Source organism: Pseudomonas sp. L13 (assembly GCF_009935965.1).
GTDB classification, from domain to species: domain Bacteria; phylum Pseudomonadota; class Gammaproteobacteria; order Pseudomonadales; family Pseudomonadaceae; genus Aquipseudomonas; species Aquipseudomonas lactis.
Genome location: NZ_QODJ01000083.1, coordinates 1 through 19818 on the forward strand (window position 1 = coordinate 1; position 19818 = coordinate 19818).

A 19818-nucleotide genomic window follows, 5' to 3' on the forward strand; every position below is an offset into this window, starting at 1 on the left:
GCGGCTGGGTACAGGCCGGCGGCAATCAGGAACCCATTGATCACGAAATTCAATCCGACGGCAATGGCGGCTGGGTAAAAGCGTAATGCGCTGCACCGCGTGCTGCCCTTAATTAGGCAATGCCCATGCCGGTGACTGATGTGTGCTTCACCGGCTTGGTCTGGAACGCAAGGCAGGCGCATAATCGTTTACCAATTGCCGCAAACACCGTCTCCACCGCTGGAGCCCGCCTGCGTCCGAACCAACACTATCGGACCTACCGCCACTGGTAAGAAACCTTATTTGTACGCAAACACGTGACCCAGGGCCTGCGACTATCTAAACTGCCGCCAAGCTGCATAGCAATAAGCCATCAACGGGACGCCCATGGACCTAAATCACCGCAACAATGTACATGTGATGGGCAACGGTCCCTCGACCCTGGTGTTTTCCCACGGCTTTGGTTGCAACCAGGCCATGTGGAATGCCCTGGCGCCGCACTTTCTCGAGCGCTTTCGCGTGGTGCTATATGACCTGGTCGGCGCCGGCCTGTCGGACTTGAGTGCGTTCGACAAAGCCAAATACAGCCACCTGGATGGCTATGCCCATGACCTGAATGAGATTATCGACGCCTACGCCCAAGGCCCTGTGATTCTGGTGGGCCACTCGGTGAGCGCGATGATCGGCACCCTCGCCGACCGTTTCATCCCTGGCCGCATTGCCGCGCATGTGATGATTGGCCCATCGCCGCGCTATATCGACACCGAGGAGTATGTCGGCGGTTTCAAGCGCGACGATATCGACGACCTGCTCGACACCCTCGACAGCAACTACCTGGGCTGGTCCAGCGCCATGGCCCCGGTGATCATGGGCGCCCCGACGCAGCCGCACCTGAGCGAGGCGCTCACCGAGAGTTTCTGCCGCACCGAGCCGGACATCGCCAAGCAGTTCGCCCGCGTGACCTTCCTGTCGGATAACCGCCAGGATGTGTTCGGCCTGACCACCCCGGTGCTGATCCTGCAATCGTCCGACGACCTGATCGCCCCCGTGGCCGTGGGTGAATACCTGCACGCCGTATTACCTAACAGCACTTATTGCCTGGTCGAGAATGTCGGCCATTGCCCACACATGAGCGCCCCCCAGGCGTGCGCAGCAGCGATGGACCGCTTCCTCGCCCCTTGGGCGGCTGCCGATGCCCGCTGATTCACTGTTTGACAGTGCGGCCTGCGCCCTGGCGGTGACCCAGGAAGACGGCACGATCCTGCACGTCAACCCGCGCTTGTGCGATTGGCTGGGCTTCACCGCTGCCCAACTGTTGGGCCGGCGCTTCCAGGACCTGTTGGCCATGGGTGGGCGAATTTTCTACCAGACCCACCTGGCGCCGATGCTGCGCATGCACGGCAGCGTCACCGAGGTGAAGCTCGACATCCGCCATTGCAACGGGCACAAAGTCACGGTATTGCTCAATGCCAACCAGCGCCAACAGCCCGACGGCGTGGTGTATGACCTGGCGCTGTTCGGCACCACCGACCGTGACAAGTACGAGCGCGAGCTGCTCAATGCACGTAAGCAGGCCGAAGCCCTGCTGCAGGAAAAAACCGCCACGGAGCTGGCCCTGCAACAGGCCCAGGCCGAACTGAGCGAGGCCTATGCCATTGCCCAGCGTCGGGCGTTGTTTGCCGAACAGATGGTGGCGATTGTCAGCCATGACCTGAAAAACCCACTCACCGCGATCCGCATGGCCTCCGACTTTCTCCAGCGCGGCGAGCGCACGGCCAAGGAGCGCCAGCTGTTGGGGCACATCGGCCAGTCGTCCGAACGCGCCCACCGCATGATCGCCGACCTGCTGGACTTCACCCAGGCCCGGGTCGGCCAGGGCATTACCATCAAGCCGCAACCGCTGGACCTGCACAGCGTTATTCATCGCAGCGTCGACGAACTGCGGGTGGCCTTCCCCAAGGCCACGCTGGTGCATCACGCCGAGGGCCAGGGCGATGCCTGCCTGGACGCCGACCGCGTGCAACAGATGATCGGTAACCTGGTGGCCAACAGCGTGGCCTATGGCGACTTGCTGCAGCCGATCACCATTACCTCGCACCTGGGCGATAACACCTGCGAGGTCGCAGTGCACAACCACGGTCCGGCGATACCCCAAGCCTTGCTGGCCGGGTTGTTCGAACCCATGACCCGCGGCACCGACCAGGGCAGCGACGTGCGCAGCGTGGGCCTGGGCCTGTATATCGTGCGCGAACTGGCCAGGGTGCATGGCGGCGATGTGGCAGTGAGTTCCTGTGCCAGCGCCGGCACCACGTTTACCGTGAAGTTCTAGTACAGGTACGCGGTGCCCTGCATGATCGGCTCGACACGGCCGGTCAATATCACCCCGCCCTGCCCGTCCCATTGCACCGTGACCTCGCCACCGTCGCACTGGACCTCCACACGCTCATCGAGCAGCCCTCGCCGGATGCCGTTGACGACCGCCGCGCAACAGCATGAACCGGACCCCAGCGGCACGCCGCCGCCACGCTCCCAGATACGCAGGCGGATATGGGCACGGTCCAGCACTTGCACGAAATGCACATTGGTCCTGGCCGGAAACAGCGGGTGAACTTCCAGGCCCGGGCCCATGGCCTCAATATCGAGCGCCGTTACATCCTCCACAAAAAACGTGCAGTGCGGGTTGCCCATGCTGCACGCTGCCGGCTGGCCGTCGACAGGCAGCACGCGGGTGTCCATGGCCCTGGCCAGGGGCACCGACGCCCAGTCTAACGAGGGTGCGCCCATATCCACCGACACCCGCTGCCCATCAGCACGTGTGCATCTCAGCAAGCCACGGTCGCTGCGCAGCACGACGGTGTCAGTGCCAGCCTCATGCATCAGGCGATCAGCCACGCCACGCGTCGCGCTGCCGCAGGTCTGCAGGCGTGTCCCGTCCGGGTTCCAGAACTGAACGCGCACGGCGGCCTCCTCACAGTCGAGCACCACCGCCAGTTGATTGAAACCAATGCCGGTGCGGCGGTTACCCAGGTAGCGGGCAACCTGCGCGGTAATGGGGTTATCCTCGCCACGGCGGTCGATGATGATGAAGTCGTCGCCGTGGGCGTGCATCTTCACGAACGGCAGGGTCATGGGCGCTCCTGTGAGTGAAATGAGCCAAGCGGTTCTAATACCACTGTAGGAGCGAGCTTGCTCGCGAAAAACTCACAGACGCCGCGTTTATTCAGGCAGTACGCGTTATTGTTGGCGTTTTTCGCGAGCAAGCTCGCTCCTACAGGGGGTTGATGGGTCATGCTTATTGTATTCAGCGGTTTGCCGGGCAGTGGCAAGACCACGATTGCCAGGGAGCTGGCGCGACAGGTGGGCGCGGTGTACCTGCGTATCGATGTGATCGAGCAGGCGCTGCGCGAGGCCGGGGTGTTGGCGGGCGATGTGGGGGCCAGTGGCTACGGTGTGGCCAATGCGCTGGCGCTGAGTAACCTGCGCCTGGGGCAGCGGGTGATCGCCGATTGTGTGAACCCAGTCCAGGACAGCCGTGATGCCTGGCAAGCGGTGGCGATAGCCGCCGGCGTGGCGCTGATCAATATCGAGGTGGTGTGTTCCGATCAGCAGGCGCATCGGCGTCGAGTCGAAGGGCGTGTGAGCGATATTCCCGGGCTGGTGCCGCCGACCTGGGAATCGGTGCAGGTGCATGAGTACGAACGCTGGGAAACCCCACCGTTCAGGCTGGATACGGCGCAGATGACGCCGGCAGAGGCTGTCGCGGCAGCCTTGCTCCATATAGGCTAAACCCACCTGTGGCGAGGGAGCTTGCTCCCTCACCACACTCTTTAGAAGTTACTGCGCAGCGCCTCAAGCCCGCCTTCGTAGACACCGGTAAACAACTCCTCTACCTGCGCCTCGGTGGTACCCGCTGCCGGCGTGAACACCCCGGACCAGGTCACTTTCGCCGAGGTGTCCGTCAACGCTTCAACCAGCAAGGTCGACAGGTAGGCACTCACCGGAAACGGCGACGCTTCAATGGTGTAGCTGTAGGTACGCGCCACGTTGTCGAAAGTCTGCAAGCGCTCGACAATCGTGCCGCCGTCAGCGGCGGTCAGGTGACGCACACGGCCACCCTCGCTCGGCTCGCTCTTGGCAATAAAAGGCAGCCAGTCGGGCAGGCTGTTGAAGCCGCCAATCAGTTGCCAGACCTGGTCGGCCGACACCGCAATTTCAATCACAGAAGACGCTGTTGCCACGATCAATACTCCAGTCAGGAAAAATCAGATTGCCATGCTGTCGACAACGCCACCGTCGACCCGCAGCGCGGCACCGGTTGTCGCCGAAGACAGCGGTGAAGCAATGTACGCCACCAGGTTCGCCACTTCATCCACATTGGCCGCGCGCTGGATGATCGAGGTGGGCCGCGCATGGCGCACAAACACATCCGCTTCGTCTCGGGCACTGCGCCCGGATTCAGCCGTGGCGTCCTTGAGCATGTGTTCCAGGCCATCGGTAAAGGTCGGCCCCGGCAAGATAGCATTCACCGTCACCCCGGTACCCGCCAGGCGCTTGGCCAGGCCGTGGGACACCGCCAGGTTGGCGCTTTTGGTCACCCCGTAGTTGATCATGTCGGCCGGCGTCGCCACGCCAGACTCCGACGACACGAAGATCACCCGGCCCCAACCCTGCTCGACCATGCCCGGCACATAATGGCGCGCCAGGCGCACGCCGGAGATCACATTGACCTCATAGAAGCGCGCCCACTCACTGTCCGGCGCGTCAAAGAAATCCACCGCGTCGAAGATGCCCAGGTTGTTGACCAGAATGTCGGCGCGGGGTTCGGCGGCGAAGAGTTTCTGTGCGCCTTCAACGGTGCCCAGGTCGGCCACCACACCACGCAGTTGAGCAGCCGGAACCGCCTGGCGAATGCTGGCCAAGGCGTCGTCCACCTTGCCTGCATCACGCCCGATCACCACCACCGTGGCACCGGATTGCGCCAGGGCCTGGCTGATGCCCAGGCCGATACCGGCGGTGCTGCCGCTGACAATCGCCACTTTGCCGCTTACATCTATCTTCATGCTCAAGCTCCTTAACGTGAGAGAGGCAAAGGCGCACGGTCCGAGATCAAGCGGGCCTCGCGCAACGCTTGCCAGAAGGCTGCTGGAATCTGTTCAGACAACGCCGCGACGTCTTCGGCAATCCGCCCCGGACGACTGGCACCGGGAATCACCGCCGCCACCGCCGGATGCGCCAGTGAGAACTGTAGCGCAGCGGCCTTGATACTGACGCCAAACGCCTGGGCAATCGCCTTGATCTGCTCGACCTTGGCAATGATCGCCGGGCTGGCTTGCTGGTATTCAAAATGCGCACCGCCAGCGAGGATGCCGGAGCTGTACGGGCCACCGACGACGATTTCGACCTGCTGGGCGTGGGCGGCGTCCATCAGGCGCTGCAAGGCGCGGTCGTGGTCCAGCAGCGTATAGCGCCCCGCCAGCAGAAAGCCGTCGGGCTGGGCTTCGGCCAGGTCCAGGGTCAACTCGCAGGGTTCGACGCGGTTGACGCCAAGGCCCCAGGCCTTGATCACACCTTGCTCGCGCAAACGGGTGAGTACTTTGAAGGCGCCAGTGCGGGCCTGGTTGAAATATTCCAGCCATTGGTCGCCGTAAAAATCCTGGGCAATGTCGTGAACCCACACGATGTCCAGGTGATCGGTTTGCAGGCGTGACAGGCTGTCTTCAATGGAGCGCAGGGTGGCGTCGGCGCCGTAGTCATTGAGTATTTTGTTCGGGCGGCCGTGTTCGAATACGCCGCTTTTTTCGCCAAGGTCACGGGCAGTTTCTTCGACTTCATCGAGAATCACCCGACCGACCTTGGTGCTGAGCACGTAGTCATCGCGGTTATAGTTGGACAGGGCCTGGCCCAAGCGCATTTCCGACAGGCCCGAGCCGTAGAACGGCGCGGTATCGAAGTAACGCACGCCCTGGCTCCAGGCGGCCTCGACGGTGGCCTGGGCTTCTTCTTCGGGGATCGCGCGAAACATATTGCCCAAGGGGGCGGTGCCAAAGCCCAGTGCGCCGGGCAGTGTGTCTTTCAAGCTCATGATGGTTCCTCAATCGGTGCGGGGTCGCGGTGACCGTTGAGCAGATGCTAGATTGCGCTGATCAGACCGTCCAAGACATACTGCGACCAACTTGAGTCCTTGCAGGTCTTACATGATTGATCTACGCCAGTTGCGCTACTTCGAAGTGGTGGCTGAAGAAGAACACGTTGGCCGCGCCGCCGAGCGCTTGCACATTTCTCAATCGCCCCTGAGCCGGCAGATCGCCCAGCTTGAGGAACGCCTGGGCCTGACCCTGTTCGAACGCAGCCAGCAGCGCATCCGCCTGACCCGCGACGGCCAGACCTTCCTGGCCGAGACCAAGGCATTGCTGACCCACGCCAACCGCCTGGAGTCACTGGGCAAGCGCCTGGGCCGTGGTGAAGAAGGCGGTTTGTGCATCGGTTATATCGAGAACGCCATGCACGCCGGTGTCTTGCCCAACGCCTTGCGCATACTGCGCGACGACCGGCCCGCCGTGCATATCAAGCTGTATAACCTGCCCTCTTTGGAACAACTGGAAGGTTTGCGCCAACGCAGCCTGGACATCGCACTGGTGGGCGAACCACCCGTCGCCGACGACCCGGACCTGACCGCCTGGCAAGTCCTCGACGACCCGATGCTGCTGGCCCTGCCCGAACAGCATCCGCTGGCTCGACAACGCGAACTGTTGCCCGAACACCTGGCCGACCAACAATGGATCGGCGTGCAGCGCAAACCTGGCGCCAACCCGGCTGACGATTTCGTCGCCGCCTGCATCCGCGCCGGTTTCACCCCGCAGATCCCCATGGAGGCCAGCGAGCCCTTTACCGCATTGGGCCTGGTGGCGTCCGGGCTGGGGGTGGCGATGGTGCAAAAAGGCCTGAGCCGCAACGCACCGCCCGGCGTGATGCTGCGCGAGCTGCCGTGGCTGGCCTACACCACACCGCTGTGGGCGGCCTGGCATCGCGTCAACTTGAGGCCGCTGGTGGAAACGTTTCGCAAGGTGCTGACCGAACCTGAGGCTATCTGACTGACGCCCTGCTCCCACAGGGGACCTATGCCAGGTGATGATTTTGTGGGCAACGCAGAACCTGTGTGGGAGCTGGCTTGCCTGCGATAGCGGTGGTTCAGCTAACAACCGCCTTCGAGCAAGCGCTAATGGCTTTTTGTAGGAGCGAGCTTGCTCGCGAAGAACTCACAGGCGCCGCGTTTATTCTGGATGCGCACGTTATCGTTGACGTTTTTCGCGAGCAAGCTCGCTCCTACAGGGGATTGGTGCCGGGCGCTGATTCCGTGGGCAATGCATGGCCAATGTGGGAGCTGGCTTGCCTGCGATAGCGGTGGTTCAGTTGAAGATTCCGTGACTGACACACCCCCTTCGCGAGCAAGCCCGCACACATTGGATCTCAGAGCACTTCGCGCAACCGATACCACAACATCCCCAACGCCAGCAGTGGCGAGCGCAACGCCTTGCCACCCGGAAAGGTCATGTGCGGCACCTGGCTGAAGATATCCAGGCCCTGGCTTGCACCCGCATGTATCCCTTCGGCCAGCAACCTTGCGCACCAGTGCGTCACGTTCAAGCCGTGGCCGGAATAGCCTTGGGCATAGAACACATTCGGGTACTGCTTGAGCCGCCCGACCTGGGGAAAGCGGTTGGCGGTGATGCCGATCTTGCCGCCCCACTGGAACTCGATAGCGGTGTTGGCCAACTGCGGGAACACCTTGAGCATTTTCGGGCGCATATACGCAGCAATGTCCTGGGGATCGCGCCCCGAGTAGTGGCAGGCACCGCCGAACAACAAACGCCGGTCGGCGGTCAGCCGGTAGTAATCCAGGCCGATTTTCTGGTCGCACAGCGCCAGGTTCTGGGGGATCAACTGCCGGGCCACAGGCTCTGGCAGTGGCTCGGTGGCGATGATGTAGCTGCCCGCTGGCAGTACCTTGCCGCTCAAGCGCGGCTCCAGTTCTTCAAGGTGAGCATTGCAGGCCAGCACCAAGTGGGCCGCGCGCACGCTGCCGCCCGCGCAGCGCACCTGCACCGTATCGCCATGGATCAACTCCAGCACCGGGCTGTGCTCAAAGATACGCACGCCAAGGGCCTCGGCCACCTGCGCTTCACCCAGCACCAGGTTGAGCGGGTGCAGATGCCCGGAACCCATGTCGACCAGGCCGCCGGCATACACCGTCGAGCCCACCACCTGCGCCATGTCGTGCGGGTCGACCAGGCGCGTCTCATGGGCATACCCCATGGCCGCCAGGTGCGCCTGTTCGCCCTTGAACGCGGCGAACTGCGCCGGGGTGTTGGCCAGTTCGCAATAGCCCCAGCGCAGGTCGCAGTCGATACTGTGCTCGGCAATGCGCTGGCCCACCAGGGCCACCGAGTCGATACCGGCCCGCTCCATATAACGCACGCCCTCCTCGCCCACGTATTTGGCAAACCCGGAGACATCATGGCCGATGCCGCGGATCAATTGCCCGCCGTTGCGCCCGCTGGCGCCCCAGCCAATGCGGCGCGCCTCCAGCAGGATCACCGAAAGCCCGCGCTGGGCCAGTTCGATGGCAGTGTTGACCCCGGTGAAACCACCGCCGATCACGCACACATCGGCGCTCAGGTCTGCCTCAAGTACGGGCCGCTGCGCCATGGCATTCGCCGAAGCGCGGTAATAGGACTGGGCATGTTCATTGAACTGCATCATCGGTTGGACTTCACTTTGCTCCAAGCGCGGGTCATCACGCGCATGGTCGCCGGCGTGGGCGTGGTGGAAATATAGAGTTTGTCGAGTACCTCCTGGGGCGGGTACACCTCAGGGTTGTTCACCAGTTCCGGGGCCATGAACGGTTTGGCGGCCGGGTTGGCGTTGGCATAACCTACCGAGGCGCTGACCTTGGCAATCACCTCAGGCTCCAGCAGGTAGTTGATGAACGCATGAGCTTCTTTAGGGTTGCTCGCGTCGGCCGGAATCGCCAGCAGGTCGAACCACAGGTTGGCGCCTTCCTTGGGGATCGAATACGCAATGTTCACCCCGTTCTTGGCCTCCTTGGCGCGGTTGGCGGCCTGGAACACATCGCCGGAGTAACCGAAAGCCACGCAGATATTGCCGTTGGCCAGGTCCGAGATGTACTTGGATGAGTGGAAATAGGTGATGTACGGCCGCAGCGTCAGCAGCTTGGCTTCGGCCTGCTTGTAGTCCTCAGCATTCTCACTGCGTGGGTCCTTGCCCATGTAGTTGAGGATCGCCGGGAACAGCTCATCCGCCGAATCGAGGAAGGCCACGCCGCACTCATGCAGCTTCTTGATATTTTCTGGCTCGAACAGCACGGCCCACGAATCGATGCGGTCGACACCCAACACTTGCTTGACCTTATCGACGTTATAGCCAATGCCATTGGTGCCCCACAGGTACGGCACCGAGTGCGTATTACCGGGGTCGTTCTGTTCCAGCAACTTGAGCAGCTTGGGGTCCAGGTTCTTGAAATTGGGCAACTGCGCGCGGTCGAGCTTGAGGAACGCACCGGCTTTCACCTGGCGCGCCAGGAAGTGGTTGGACGGCACCACCACGTCATAGCCGGTGCGCCCGGCCAGCAACTTGCCCTCCAGGGTTTCGTTGGAGTCGAACACATCGTAGACCACCTTGATACCGGTCTTGGCCTGGAAGTCCGCCAAGGTGGTCTCGCCAATGTAATCGGTCCAGTTGTAGACACTCACCGTCGGTGCCGCCTGGCCGGCACTGCTGAACACCGCGGCCAGGGCCAGTGGGAGAAGCTTGTTCACAAGACGCATATCGTCACCCCTTTTATGCTTGTTTTTAGACGCTCAGCAGCAGGAACTCACGCTCCCAGGAACTGATCACCCGCTTGAAATTCTCGTGCTCGGCGCGTTTGACCGCGACATAGCCGCGCACGAATTTCTCGCCCAGGTACTGCTTGACCGTGTCGCAATCCTCCATGCGCGCCAATGCATCTTCGAGGGTGAACGGCAGGCGCAGGTTGCGGCGTTCATAGGCGCGGCCTTCCACCGGAGCACTGGGTTCGATGTGCTCGATCATCCCCAGATAACCACACAACAGGCTCGCGGCAATCGCCAGGTACGGGTTGGCATCAGCCCCCGGCAGGCGGTTTTCCACGCGCATCGCCTCCGGGCTGGAAGTGGGCACGCGCAAGCCGACGGTGCGGTTCTCTTCGCCCCATTCGACGTTGACCGGCGCCGAGGTGTCCGGCAGGAAGCGACGGAACGAGTTCACATTGGGCGCAAACATCGGCAACAGCATGGGGATGTACTTCTGCAAGCCACCAATGTGATGCAAAAACAGCGGGCTCATAGCGCCATCGGCATCGACGAACACCGGTTTGCCGGTGGCAATCTCCACCACGCTCTGGTGCAAATGCATGGCGCTGCCCGGTTCATCGGCCACCGGCTTGGCCATGAAGGTGGCGGCGACGTTGTGCTTGAGGGCGGCCTCGCGCAAGGTGCGCTTGAACACCGTGATCTGGTCGGCCAGGTCCAGGGCGTCGCCGTGACGGAAGTTGATTTCCATCTGCGCCGGGCCGTCTTCGTGGATCAACGTATCGAGGTCCAGGCCCTGGGCTTCGCACCAGTCATAGACATCTTCGAACAGCGGGTCGAACTCGTTGGCCGCATCGATAGAGAACGACTGGCGGCCGGTTTCGGCACGGCCGGAACGGCCAATCGGGGTTTTGAGTGGCAGGTCCGGGTCTTCGCAGCGCTGGGTGAGGTAGAACTCCATTTCCGGCGCGACAATCGGCTGCCAGCCTTGGTCGGTGTAGAGCTGCAGGACTTTCTTCAACACATTGCGCGGCGACAGCTCGATGGGGTTGCCCTGCTTGTCGAAGGTGTCGTGGATCACGATGGCGGTGGGTTCGATGGCCCACGGCACCACGTAAGTGGCGTTGGCTGCCGGCCGGCAGATCATGTCGATATCGGCTGGGTCCAGCAGGTCGTAGTAGATATCGTCGTCGACAAAGTCCCCGGTTACCGTTTGCAGCAACACACTTTCCGGCAGGCGCATGCCTCGCTCATGCAGGAACTTATTGGTGGGCGCAATTTTGCCGCGTGCGATGCCAGTCAAGTCACTGATCACGCATTCGACCTCGGTAATCTTGTGTTCTTTCAGCCAGGCGGACAGCTGATCGAAGGGGGCGTTCATAAGGACCTCGTCTTGGGTGGGATGCGACGCCGGCTTGTACTCCCAGCGCATTGAGGTCTATCTTGGGCCAGCCTTGAAACGGCATCTATCCACTTTGCACGCGGCACAACGCACCAATAGAGTGCGCACGGATCACCCATGACTCAGGCAACCGCTTTGCGCGTACAGGCCTTCGCCACCGGCGATGTGGCCGCCCAATGCAGTGCGACACCCGGCTGGGTGCAGCAGTACCAGCAGATGTCCCCGGGGCATTTTGCCGGGCGGGTGCGCTACCTCGACCTGCAAGGGGTGCAGGTCTACGAAGAGTGCATGAACACCCGCGTGGAGCAGCATTTCAACGCCCCCACCGGCGCCCTGGCGTTCTGTTTCGACGCCAGTGACAACGCGCTGTACCTGCTCAATGGCGAAAGCCGCAACACCTGGATCACCCCGGTCAACTACCGCGAAGTGGCCGTGGTGTTCGGCCCGCAGTTCGTTCAGCGCCAGGGCCTGGATATAGCCAGCCTCGAAGGCTTATTCATGGCACCGCTCACCTGCCAACAGAACGTGCTGTTCACTCGCTGGCTCAGTGGCACGCTCACGCGCTTGTCCGCCCTCACCGACCCCATCGGCCGCGATGCGCTCACCCAGCAACTGCTCGACGACTGCCTGTTTATCCTCGATAACGCCTGCGTGTGTCTGGACCGCAGTTCACTGCAAAAGCGCAGCGAAGAACGCCGCTTGATGGCGCGCATCGGCGAATGGGCGGCGGATGCGCCGGATGAAACCGTCAACCTGCTGGAACTCGCGCAGATTGCTGGCGTGCCGTTGCGGCAATTACAGCAAGGCTTCAAGACCTACACGGGGATGAGCCCGGCGCAGTGGTTAAGGTTGCGTCGGTTGAATGGGGCGCGGCGTGAGCTATTGAGTGGCGCGGATACCACCGTGGCCGAGGTGGCGATGAATTGGTCGTTTTGGCATTTGGGGCGGTTTTCCAACAGCTATCGTGCTTTGTTCCGGGAGCTGCCCAGCGAGACCCTGAGGCGCTTTGGTTGAAACGCTATCCCCTGTGGGAGCTGGCTTGCCCGCGAAAGCGGCGTGTCAGTCACTGAATATTCAACTGAACCACCGCTATCGCAGGCAAGCCAGCTCCCACATTCGATCAGCGGTGTAGCAGAGCCCTGCCGCATAACTTGTAAAATCCCACCGTTATGCCTAGCTTATGCGCCCCCCGCCCAGCGCTTTAAGGCCTTGCCCCATGGTTTTGCGTTTCCGCCCCGTCGTCACCTCACGTTTCGCCCTCGGCCTGTTGCTCAGTGGCGGCATCGGCAGCAGCCTGGCCGCAGAGATCGAGCTGCCGACGGTGAAGGTCCAGGGCCAGGATGAGTCGGGCTACCGCAATGAAACCGCGTCGGTGGGTGGCTTTGACGAAGCGCCGCTGTTGGACACCCCCGCTTCGATCACGGTGATCAACGCAGCCTTGATCAAGGACCAGCAGGCACGCCTGCTCAGCGAAGTGCTGCGCAACGATGCCTCGGTGGGCGACAGTTACGCGCCCATTGGCTATTACGAGAATTTCGTGGTGCGTGGCTTTTCGTTGAACGCGGCCAGCAGTTACAAGATCAATGGGCGCACGATCACGGGCGAGCAGAACGTCGCCCTGGAAAACAAGCAGCAGGTGGAAGTGCTCAAGGGCCTGGCGGGTTTGCAGAGCGGCATTTCCGAGCCCAGCGGGGTGATCAACTACGTGACCAAGCGCCCGCAGGATGTGCGCTCGGTGACGGTGTCTACCGATGATCGTGGCAGTGGTTACATCGCCACCGATGTCGGCGGCTGGTTTGGCAGCGAGCAGCAATTCGGCTTGCGCGCCAACGTCGCCCATGAAGACCTCAATTCCTATGTGGAACACGCCAACGGCCAGCGCGATTTTGTGTCCCTGGCCTTTGACTGGAATATCAGCCCCGACGCCCTGCTGCAACTGGATGCCGAATACCAGAACAAACAACAGCGTTCAGTACCCGGTTATCAGCTGCTGGGCGGCACCGAAGTGCCCCATGATGCGTCGCCGAAAAAACTGCTGGGGCACCAGACGGGGGGCAAGCAGGTCGGGATTGATTCGCTGAACCTCAACGGCAAGTTCGAGTACCGTTTCAGCGATCAGTGGAAAGGCAGTGTCAGCGTGGCGCGTAGCAAAGTGGTGATTGATGACTACAGTTCGTTTGCCTGGGGTTGCTATTACGTCAACACCTGCAACGCCAACACCTTCAGCCCCGAAGGTGACTATGACATCTACGACTATCGCAGCCCCGACGACACCCGCCGCGACGATGAAGTACAGGCGGCAATGACCGGGCTGTTCGACGCTGCGGGATTGAGCCATGAACTGACCTTCGGCACGAGTGCATTTCGCCGGGTGATCGACAAGCGTGAGTCGGTCAACGAGCACATCGGCAGTGGCAATATCTATCAGGATACGCCCAGCTTCCCACCTACAAGCGAGCCGCTTAAAGACAGCCACCGCAACCTCGACAGCCGCCAATACGGCCTGTTCGTCACCGACCGCATCCGCTTCAACGAGCAATGGCAAACCATCCTCGGCGGCCGCGAAGTGCGCCTGGACGAAAAAGCCTTTGACGGCAACACCGGCAACCAGACACGCCACACCCAACAGTACGTGTTCCTGCCCCAAGCCTCGTTGATCTACAAGCCGGTGGACAACGTTTCGCTGTACACCAGCTACAGCAAGGGCCTCTCTCTTGGCGGCACCGCGCCGTGGTTCGCAAACAATGCCGATGAAACCCTCGCCCCCACCGTCTCGCGCCAGATCGAAGCCGGGGTGAAATACGACTGGCGCCGTATCAGCTTCGCCGCCGCCGTATTCCAGACGCGCCAGGCTTACCAATACGCCAAGCCCGAAGGTGTCACGTTCAACTACGTGCAACAAGGCCAGCAAAAAAACACCGGCATTGAATTGTCCGCCAACGGCTGGGCCACCGACCGTCTGCAGATCGCCACCAGCGTGGCCGCGATCCGAGCGCGGGTGAGCGGCAGCGGCACCCCGGAATACGAAGGCCACCAGGCGATCAACGTGCCCAAGCTACGCGCCAGTGTGTACGCCGACTACGCCCTGCCCTGGGTCAACGGCCTGGCGGTATTGGGCGGCGTGCAATACAGCGCCAAGAAGTCCGCCAATCGCACCGGCAACGTGGAAGTGGGCGACTACGCGGTGGTCAACGTCGGTAGCCGCTACACCACCAAGGTCGATGGCTACGAGACAGTGTTTCGCCTGAGCGTCGACAACCTGTTCGACAAGCGCTACTGGCGCGACGCGGGCGAATACATGGGCGATGACTACCTGTTCCAGGGCGCGCCGTTGACGGCGCGTTTAAGTGCGTCGGTCAACTTCTGAGTAGCCGCGACGTTGCCAGCCACAACGCCGCCAAGCCGCACACCAACAGGCTCCAGCCAAGATCCTGAGACCAGGTCACCAAGGCCAGCCCGCCGCCAATCACCAGGTAGTACAGCAAGCCAAACAGGGCGGCGGCGGTGCCAAGGCGGTCTCGATAATCGACCAGGGCCGCCCCCAGCACGTTGGGAATCGCCATGCCGAAGGCCAGCACCACCAACAGCATCGGCCACACCAATAGCCAGCTGTGCTGCAGGGCCAACACCAACAGGCTCCCCACCACTGCCACCGCTGCGGCGACAACCACCAACCGCTCGCCGCTCAACCCACGCTTGAGCAAGGCTTTGTTCAGCCACGCCCCCAACCCGGAACCCAGCGCCAGCAGCACGCCGCTGTAGCCGAACTCGGCAGTGGAACGCCCTTGCTGCGCGAAGATAAACGGCCCCACGCTGTAATAGCTGAACAGCGCGATATTGAACGCCGCGACCAACCCGACCGAGCGCCATACTCCGGCGTCCTTGAGCATCAGGCCGAGCGTCTGGCCAAGGGCGGCGGTGGGCAAGGAGGCCGGACGGGTTTCCGGCAAGGCCCACCAACACCAGCCCCACAACACCGCCGCGAGCAGCAGCAACGCGCAGAGCACGCCGCGGTAACCGAAAAATTCCACCAGGCTCGCGCCGCTGAACAAGCCGATAGCAGGGCTGGCAGCTAGCGCAATACCCATCACGGAAAACACCTGGGCCAGGTCGGCACCCTGGAAACGGTCACGCAACACCGTCTGCGTGACCACCGACCCCACCGCCGCGCCGAAGGCAGCACAGGCCTGGGCCAGCAGCAAGGCGTTGAATGTCGTCACCGTCAAGGCCAGCGCCGAAGCACCCACATAGACCGCCAGCCCCATCAACATCACCGGCCGCCGCCCCAAACGATCACTCAGCCGCCCCCACACCACCACGCCCAGGGCGAAGGCGAGGAAATACACCGACAAGGTCTGCCCTGCCCGTTCCGGCGCGACGTCAAAGGCGCGGCCGATATCGCCCAGGGCCGGGCTGTACAGGGTTTGGGCCAACTGCGGGAACATCAGCAGGGCCATGGCCAGCGTCAGCAATTTTTTAAAGTTCATCACACGATCCATCCATAAATACAACGGACGGATTCTAGGGCGCGCCAGCTGGGCTATTATCCAGACTTCGACACTTTATCCATCAAATCGGACAACCCATGGCCTGGCTTACTGCTACCGCGTCTTTCAACCCCGATGCCTTCGCAGCGCCCGTGATCGGCATCGCGGCGGTGCTGGGCAATCACGATTCGGGCCTGCATATGCACCAGCGCGGGCAACTGTTGTTCACCCAGCAAGGTTGCACGCGCATCACCCTGGACAATCAACTGTGCCTGTTGCCACCGAGCCGCGCAGCCTGGATCCCCAGCGGCCTGCCCCATCGTGCGGTGATGCAGCAGGCGGTGGATTATCGGTCGGTGTATGTGAGTGCGGCCCTGGCCGAGCAATTGCCGGCCCAGGTGCGGGTGATCGAAGTGAGTGCCTTGCTCAGGGCCGTGCTGGAACCCATGGCCCTGGCGCCGTTCGAGACTGATTGGCAGGCGGGTCGCTATGCCCATTTGCTCGGGCTGTGCCTGGATGAAATCCGCCACGCGGCGGCGCAACCCATGCTGTTGCCGTTGCCACGGGACAAGCGCCTGGCGCCGCTGCTGGCGCAGCTCGACCGCTTGCCCCCCACACTGCAGGACCTGGAACAGCACATTGGCGCCAGCACAAAGACCATCGGCCGGATTTTCCTCAAGGAAACCGGCCTGGGGTATCAGCAATGGCGCCAACAATGGCGTCTGATGCGCATGATCGAACTGCTTGCCATCGGGCGCAGCCTGGGCTACTGCGCCTTTGAACTGGGCTTTGCCAGCGACAGTGCACTGATCGCCTTTTTCAAGGGCATGACCGGCACCACGCCGCGAAGCTATTTCAAAGCCAACTGATGGCCTTACTTGGGCATCTTGCGAAAGCCCACTGCCAGGCGGTTCCAGCTGTTGATGGTGGCGATGGCGACGCTCAGGTCCACTTGCTCCTGCGGGCTGAACTGGGCGGCCAGTGCGTCGAAGTCTTCATCCGGGGCGTGGGTCTGGCTGAGCAGGGTCAGGCTTTCGGCCCAGGCCAGGGCAGCGCGTTCACGCGGGGTGAAAAACGGGGTTTCACGCCAGGCCGACACGGTGTACAGGCGGCGTTCGGTCTCGCCGCCCTTGCGTGCATCGGCGGTGTGCATGTCCAGGCAGAAGGCGCAGCCGTTGATCTGCGATACGCGCAGGCGCACCAGCTCCAGCAGTGGCAGTTCGATGGAAAGTTTGCCGACCGCCGCTTCCAGGGCGAGCATGGCTTTCATGGCGTCTGGGGAAGCGGTGTAGAAATCGGTACGGGTTTGCATGGTGTTGCTCCAGGACAGTGGAATTGGTGAGCAGGTTAGTCACCCCGGCGTCCTGGAGAAATAGCCAATCCGGGCGAAGAACAGGTGACCAATCTACAGGCCGCGGTTCCTCAGCCACTGCAAAAAGCCCTTCTTCGCCGGCACTATCGGCGCGTCCTGGGTCAGGGCCTGGGCGGCATGCACGCGGAAATCCAGCAGCGCCTTCATCGCCTCGCCAATGTCGTGTCGCGCGTCCAGGCAAGGCTTGAGGTATTCCTTCTCGATGCGGTACAGCGTGCAGAAGGTCTTGGCGGTGAAATCCGCCAGCGCCGCCTGGTCGGACAGAATCCCCGCTTCGCCAATCACCTCCCCCGGCCCCATGCGCCCGGCTTCGAACTTATGCCCGTCCTTGAGCAGCAGCACCGAGACCACGCCGGATTCGACAATGAACAGGTGATCGCTGACCTCCCCCGCGGCCAGGATCATATCCCCAGCGCGGTAGGTGTGCAGGGTCATGTTCTGGCTGAAGGTGTCTTTTTCTTCCTGGCGCAAGGTGGAGAAGATCGATGAGCGCTCCAGCAAGGCGCGGGCGCCAGACACCGCAGGCGGTGTGCTGCCTTCGGTGGCAGACAGCAGGCCTACGCCCGCCGCCTGCAAATGCCGGTAGGCCAGGTCGTAAAGCTGGTTACGGGTTTCGCGCTTGAGGCCCATGGCCGGCACAAAGCCGCTGATTTCATATTCCACGCCACTGCCGGTGGAAGCCTTGAACGCCACGCTGGGCGCCGGCTGGGCCAGCAACGGCCGACAGCCCTGCATCGCACGTTCCAGGGCTTCGATCACGGTTTGCGGGCGTGCATGGGGGCTGACTTGCAGGCTGACCGCCAGACCGAACATGTCTGCCGGGCGCGAGAAGTTGATGATCTTGGCCTTGGCCGCCAGGGAGTTGGGGATCACCGCCAGGCTGCCCTGGGAGGTTTGCAGGCGCGTGGCGCGCCAGTCGATATCGGTGACACGGCCTTCGGTGCCGTCGATGGAGATCCAGTCATCAATCTGGTAAGGCTTGGTGGTATTGAGCACGATCCCGGAAAACACGTCGCTCAAGGTGCTTTGCAAGGCCAGGCCGACGATGATCGCCACGGCGCCGGAGGTGGCCAATACGCCCTTGACCGGCAGGTCGAGCACATAGGCCATGGCGGCGATGATCGCAATGAGGAAAATCACTGCGCCCAGCAGGTCCTGCAATAATCGTCCGGTATGGCCGACCCGCTGCATCATCACTGCGCCGAGCAACACCGTGAGGGTGCGCGCTGCAAACAGCCACCAGCCGATCTGCAACGCCGTGGCGGCCAGGTGCAAAGTGGTGTCATCGGCATAGGGCGCCGCTTGCATGGGGTTCATGCCGTCGTTGAACAGCACGGCACTGAACACCGCAAAAATCACCAGCCGTGCCGCGAGTTTCCAGTTGGCCAGGGTGGGGGAAATAAGGCGCCACACGGCGATGTCGATCAGGATCAACGCCACGGCGCACAGCATCGGGTGATCAGCGATAAATGAGGGCATCCAGGCGACTCCAGGGCGAATGCCGAGAAGATCGCATGAAATCAGAACCCTGGAAACAAAATGTAGGAGCGAGCTTGCTCGCGAAAAACCACAACGATGACGCGTGCTGTCTGATTGAACGCGGTATGTTGAAGTTCTTCGCGAGCAAGCTCGCTCCTACAGTTTTTTTGCGGTGAATCGTCAGGCGTGCATCTGCCCGAATTTGCCCGACTGGAAGTCGGCAAATGCCTGGTGAATCTCCTGCTCGGTGTTCATCACGAACGGACCGTGGCCGACGATGGGCTCGTCGATGGGTTCGCCGCTGAGCAGCAGCACCTTGGCGTCGTCGTTGGACTCCAGGGTCAGTTGCTTACCGTCACGCTCGAACAGCGCCAATTGCCCCTGACGTGCGACTTCTTCGCCATTGATCAACAAAGTGCCGCTGAGCACCACCAAGGCGGTGTTACGCCCGGCGTGCAGGTCCAGCGTGACCGCTTTACCGGCGTTGAGGCGCAAGTCCCACACGTCAATCGGCGTAAAGGTGCGGGCCGGGCCTTGCGTACCGGCGAATTCCCCGGCGATCAGGCGCAGGTGGCCGGCGTCGTTCGCCAGTGGCAGCACCGGAATGTCGCCATCGACGATGGTCTGGTAACCGGCATCCGCCATTTTGTCCTTGGCCGGCAGGTTGACCCACAGTTGCACCATTTCCAGTGCGCCGCCGCTACGGGCGAAGTCTTGGGAGTGAAACTCCTCGTGGAGAATGCCCTTGGCCGCAGTCATCCATTGCACATCGCCTGGGCCGATCTTGCCGCCGGCACCGGTGGAGTCGCGGTGCTCGACTTCGCCGTCGTAGACGATGGTCACGGTTTCAAAGCCGCGGTGCGGGTGTTGGCCGACGCCACGGCGCTGTTCGGTAGGCGTGAATTCAGCGGGGCCTGCGTGATCCAGCAACAGGAATGGGCTGATGTGCTTGCCCATGGTGTCGTAGGAAAATAGCGTGCGTACCGGGAAGCCATCGCCGACCCAATGGGCGCGGGGGCTGGTGTAGATACCAATCAGCTTTTTCATGGTGTACCTCCAAAGTGAGTACAGCTTAATTCGCCTCACCCCTGAGCACTAGAGGGCAAAAATGGCCTTGATCGTTCTACATATAGAACAATTCTTTAACCTGTGGGAGCTGGCTTGCCTGCGATGACGGCCTCACAGTCGACACTGTTATACCGAGTACATATCCATTGCTGCGGTAACGGCCACTTAGGGTTCCGCCCTGAC

At 62.0% G+C, this 19818-nt stretch carries 18 protein-coding genes; 7 read left to right on the forward strand and 11 right to left on the reverse strand.

The window, feature by feature from the left end:
- Positions 1–366 precede the first annotated feature (366 nt).
- Both DK871_RS26220 and DK871_RS26225 read left to right on the forward strand, forming a co-directional pair.
- Positions 367–1182: an alpha/beta fold hydrolase gene (locus tag DK871_RS26220; protein ID WP_161907193.1), complete on the forward strand. Its 816-nt coding sequence runs from the start codon at positions 367–369 to the stop codon at positions 1180–1182.
- Positions 1172–2308, forward strand: coding sequence for a PAS domain-containing sensor histidine kinase (locus tag DK871_RS26225; protein ID WP_161907194.1), 1137 nt, complete (start codon positions 1172–1174; stop codon positions 2306–2308). The genes DK871_RS26220 and DK871_RS26225 overlap by 11 nt, the downstream gene beginning before the upstream one ends.
- On the opposite strand, the gene dapF is transcribed toward DK871_RS26225, so the two are convergent.
- On the reverse strand, positions 2305–3108 hold the full coding sequence (gene dapF / locus DK871_RS26230; RefSeq protein ID WP_161907195.1) for a diaminopimelate epimerase: 804 nt from the start codon (positions 3106–3108) through the stop codon (positions 2305–2307). The genes DK871_RS26225 and dapF overlap by 4 nt on opposite strands.
- 159 nt (positions 3109–3267) lie before the next feature.
- On the opposite strand from dapF, the gene DK871_RS26235 reads away from it, so the two are divergent.
- A complete protein-coding gene (locus DK871_RS26235) occupies positions 3268–3765 on the forward strand; it encodes an AAA family ATPase (protein WP_161907196.1) in 498 nt (165 codons plus the stop codon).
- 41 nt (positions 3766–3806) lie between these two features.
- Here the strand turns inward: DK871_RS26235 and DK871_RS26240 are convergent, their stop codons facing one another.
- The 3 genes from DK871_RS26240 to DK871_RS26250 are packed head-to-tail and all read right to left on the reverse strand — an operon-like array spanning position 3807 to position 6061.
- Positions 3807–4217 (reverse strand): SRPBCC family protein, encoded by a 411-nt coding sequence (locus DK871_RS26240; protein WP_161907197.1) that lies wholly within the window; start codon positions 4215–4217, stop codon positions 3807–3809.
- Positions 4218–4241: 24 nt separating this feature from the next.
- On the reverse strand, positions 4242–5039 hold the full coding sequence (locus tag DK871_RS26245; protein WP_089042545.1) for an SDR family NAD(P)-dependent oxidoreductase: 798 nt from the start codon (positions 5037–5039) through the stop codon (positions 4242–4244).
- An 11-nt stretch (positions 5040–5050) separates the two neighbouring features.
- Positions 5051–6061, reverse strand: coding sequence for an aldo/keto reductase (locus DK871_RS26250; protein ID WP_161907198.1), 1011 nt, complete (start codon positions 6059–6061; stop codon positions 5051–5053).
- A 112-nt stretch (positions 6062–6173) separates the two neighbouring features.
- Here DK871_RS26250 and DK871_RS26255 point away from each other — a divergent pair, with 112 nt between their 5' ends.
- Positions 6174–7070 carry a LysR substrate-binding domain-containing protein gene (locus tag DK871_RS26255; protein WP_161907199.1) on the forward strand — a complete coding sequence of 299 codons (897 nt, stop codon included), beginning with the start codon at positions 6174–6176 and terminating at the stop codon, positions 7068–7070.
- 376 nt (positions 7071–7446) lie between these two features.
- On the opposite strand, the gene DK871_RS26260 is transcribed toward DK871_RS26255, so the two are convergent.
- The 3 genes from DK871_RS26260 to DK871_RS26270 are packed head-to-tail and all read right to left on the reverse strand — an operon-like array spanning position 7447 to position 11208.
- Positions 7447–8739, reverse strand: a complete 1293-nt coding sequence (locus DK871_RS26260; protein WP_161907200.1) for an FAD-binding oxidoreductase — start codon at positions 8737–8739, stop codon at positions 7447–7449.
- Positions 8736–9824 (reverse strand): polyamine ABC transporter substrate-binding protein, encoded by a 1089-nt coding sequence (locus DK871_RS26265; RefSeq protein ID WP_161907201.1) that lies wholly within the window; start codon positions 9822–9824, stop codon positions 8736–8738. Before DK871_RS26265 ends, DK871_RS26260 begins: the two co-directional genes overlap by 4 nt.
- A 25-nt stretch (positions 9825–9849) precedes the next feature.
- A complete protein-coding gene (locus tag DK871_RS26270; protein WP_034135524.1) occupies positions 9850–11208 on the reverse strand; it encodes a glutamine synthetase family protein in 1359 nt (452 codons plus the stop codon).
- Between the two features lie 138 nt (positions 11209–11346).
- On the opposite strand from DK871_RS26270, the gene DK871_RS26275 reads away from it, so the two are divergent.
- The gene (locus tag DK871_RS26275; RefSeq protein ID WP_161907202.1) at positions 11347–12243 is read left to right on the forward strand and encodes a helix-turn-helix domain-containing protein; all 897 of its coding nucleotides are present in this window, start codon (positions 11347–11349) and stop codon (positions 12241–12243) included.
- Between the two features lie 202 nt (positions 12244–12445).
- On the forward strand, positions 12446–14596 hold the full coding sequence (locus DK871_RS26280) for a TonB-dependent siderophore receptor (RefSeq protein WP_161907203.1): 2151 nt from the start codon (positions 12446–12448) through the stop codon (positions 14594–14596).
- Here DK871_RS26280 and DK871_RS26285 read toward each other — a convergent pair.
- Positions 14586–15716, reverse strand: coding sequence for an MFS transporter (locus tag DK871_RS26285; protein ID WP_161907204.1), 1131 nt, complete (start codon positions 15714–15716; stop codon positions 14586–14588). The two genes, DK871_RS26280 and DK871_RS26285, sit on opposite strands and share 11 nt — an antisense overlap.
- 98 nt (positions 15717–15814) lie before the next feature.
- On the opposite strand from DK871_RS26285, the gene DK871_RS26290 reads away from it, so the two are divergent.
- Positions 15815–16585, forward strand: coding sequence for a helix-turn-helix domain-containing protein (locus DK871_RS26290; RefSeq protein WP_161907205.1), 771 nt, complete (start codon positions 15815–15817; stop codon positions 16583–16585).
- Positions 16586–16590: 5 nt separating this feature from the next.
- Here DK871_RS26290 and DK871_RS26295 read toward each other — a convergent pair whose 3' ends face one another.
- From DK871_RS26295 to DK871_RS26305, 3 genes are all read right to left on the reverse strand, one after another.
- Positions 16591–17028 carry a carboxymuconolactone decarboxylase family protein gene (locus tag DK871_RS26295; protein WP_003190655.1) on the reverse strand — a complete coding sequence of 146 codons (438 nt, stop codon included), beginning with the start codon at positions 17026–17028 and terminating at the stop codon, positions 16591–16593.
- A gap of 93 nt (positions 17029–17121) precedes the next feature.
- Positions 17122–18567: a mechanosensitive ion channel family protein gene (locus DK871_RS26300; RefSeq protein ID WP_161907206.1), complete on the reverse strand. Its 1446-nt coding sequence runs from the start codon at positions 18565–18567 to the stop codon at positions 17122–17124.
- Positions 18568–18747: 180 nt separating this feature from the next.
- Positions 18748–19614, reverse strand: coding sequence for a pirin family protein (locus DK871_RS26305; protein ID WP_161907207.1), 867 nt, complete (start codon positions 19612–19614; stop codon positions 18748–18750).
- Between the last annotated feature and the right edge of the window lie 204 nt (positions 19615–19818).